This is a genomic window from Cognatundibacterium luofuense (assembly GCF_018139685.1).
GTDB classification, from domain to species: domain Bacteria; phylum Pseudomonadota; class Gammaproteobacteria; order Burkholderiales; family Burkholderiaceae_D; genus Undibacterium; species Undibacterium luofuense.
This window is the reverse complement of the sequence record NZ_JAGSPN010000441.1, coordinates 1-321: the sequence shown is the minus strand read 5'-3', so window position 1 is coordinate 321 and position 321 is coordinate 1. Positions and strand designations below refer to the sequence as shown.

Annotated in this window: 1 protein-coding gene; it reads right to left on the bottom strand. The window is 56.7% G+C overall.

Annotated elements, in window-relative coordinates; translation table 11 throughout:
* On the bottom strand, positions 1-321 hold a 321-nt coding region (locus tag KDM89_RS21140; RefSeq protein WP_268977916.1), incomplete at both ends, for a methionyl-tRNA formyltransferase.

The window sequence follows — 321 nt, the reverse complement described above, 5'->3', positions numbered from 1 at the left end:
CATAATCGTGATGCCGGTCTCGGCATCGCCAGCTTCTATAGCACGATGTATCGGCGCAGCACCGCGCCAGCGCGGTAACAGGGAGCCATGAATATTCAGGCAGCCTAAGCGCGGAATGCTGAGTACGGATACCGGCAGGATCAGGCCATAGGCCGCAACCACCATGACATCGTGCGGGGTCGTGCGTAATAATTCATGGGCACTTTGCGCCACGTCCGGATATTTTCCATCCAGTTTCAGCGAGACTGGCTGCGCCACTGGCAAATTGTGGCTGAGCGCAAATTGTTTGACCGCAGAGGCTTGTAGTTGCATGCCTCGTCC